The 1894-nt window shown below is 56.4% G+C and carries 1 protein-coding gene; it reads right to left on the reverse strand.

All coding sequences use genetic code 11. The annotated features are described in order from the left end of the window. Window positions 1-1281 carry a TolC family protein gene (locus ACODTZ_RS00970; RefSeq protein ID WP_489023103.1) on the reverse strand — a complete coding sequence of 427 codons (1281 nt, stop codon included), beginning with the start codon at window positions 1279-1281 and terminating at the stop codon, window positions 1-3. Between the last annotated feature and the right edge of the window lie 613 nt (window positions 1282-1894).

The following is a 1894-nucleotide window of genomic DNA, read 5'->3' on the forward strand; positions in this document are numbered from 1 at the left end:
TTATTTGGCCGCAACGAGGTCTGTCTTCAATTCACCGCGCTCCAGCCACATGTCACGCAACTCGCCAGCCATTTCTTTCACGGGCTGGGTGGTGCGCAGTGTCTGCGGGAACGGATCGATGCCGAGCGATGCGTAGATGTTCGCATAGGCGTTCTGCAGGTCGGCATAGGCCATATCGAGCTTCGCATCCGCCAGCAGCGCGTTCATCTCCTCGCGGATCAGCATCTGCTCGCTGGTCTTCTGCGCGTCCGTCTCGGTGCGCACCTGGGTCAGGATCCGGTGTGAGACGTTAGAGAGAGCGGCCGCCGTCGAATAGGAATGCTTCAGGTGGGCATAGCGCGCGCGGCTGATATGGACCTGCGTCATCACCGCCATCGCGACCGAAAGCGACCGCGTATCCAGCATCTGCTTTTCGGCCTCGATCTTCTTGTTGACCGCCGGCAGGGTCGCGAGCTTCATCAGATTGAAGCTGACCTTGGCGCCCCACGACACCCAGTCGTTGGTGGCGATATAGTCGTTGGAGTCGTAATTCGGGCCAGCGTAAAGGTTGATGCCGGGCAGCAGGTCGAGCAGTGCCGCATCCACCTCGCGCTCGTTGATCCGCAGCCGGTAGGAGATTTCGCGCATCTCCGGGCGGTTGGTCGCAGCGATATTGAACATCTCCTGCGAGGTGTAGCTGATCTTCAGCTGCGTATCGCGGCGCTTGGGAACCTCGAGCGTGAATTCCGTGCCGGGTTTCACGTTCATCAGAGCGGAAAGCTGCGTCTTGGCGACCAGCAGTTCGCCTTCCAGCAGCTCCACCTCGCGCTTGACCTCGATCAGTTCGCGCTCATACGTCAGCGCTACCAGCGGCGACGTTTCGCCGTTGGACGAAAGATTGCGGGTATCCTTGAGCGCGCGAGCGACGCGGCCTTCCAGCGCGCGCATGCGGCCGACGAGACGCTGGTAGCTCACCGCGCGCCAATAGGCCGTGCGAACATCCTCGATGACCTTGTTGACCATCCGCCGCTTCATCTCATCCTGAACCAGCACTTCGTCGGTCGCCTGCTTGGCGCGCACATAGGAGAGGCCGAAATCGAGGATGTTCCAGGAGGATGTTAGATCGGCTGTGACAATACTATCATCGCGGGTAGATGCCTCGGTGGGGTCGGCTTCGCTGCGGCCGGCATACCCTGCGCCGGCTACAATCTTAGGCAGTGCGGAATAGCTCACCAGATCCGCCTCCCGTAATTTCAGCGCCGCCTGCATGACCTCTACCTTCGTATCGAGGTTGTACTTCAAGGCCCTCGCCATGGCCTCGTACAAGTCTACCTTGTCTGAAATGGGCTCCTGATTGGCGGTGGCAAGGGCAAGCCTCTCCTTACCGAAATTTGCATGTGCCTCAGGGGGTAACGGTTTCGGCGTAACTGTGCATCCGCTCGCGATCAAACTGACGGAAACGACCAGAAATACGGGGATTTTCATTCATTCATTCCTCGAACCTGTACCGCAGACAACGGTGTCTGACATGGGCGAAGTCTGCGGAAATGCAATTGCAAGGGTGTAAAATACACAATCATGACGAGTACTTTGAATGCGAAACTGCCGCCTGATTGCCTTCAGTCTTTGCTAACATGGTTAATCAAGACTTAACAAAACACAATTTTTCAGAGCATTCTTTATTGGTGTGTGCTAAATGATGTCTCGGATGGATACGGCCGCAAGCTCCTGTCATGGTTGATTTAGTACAAACTAATTGCTTGTGCGGAAAATTAGGAATTTGTTAATTCTCTGCTCACTACGGTTGAAAAAGCCGACATTGGGAGTCGGTTCTGAGGATGACTAACATCGCTGACATGCCGGGATAGTACGGGCACCCGGCCAAACGAAAACGATCTGTCGTGGAGGAAACCCC

The sequence above is a fragment of the Rhizobium sp. FG113 genome (assembly GCF_057809895.1).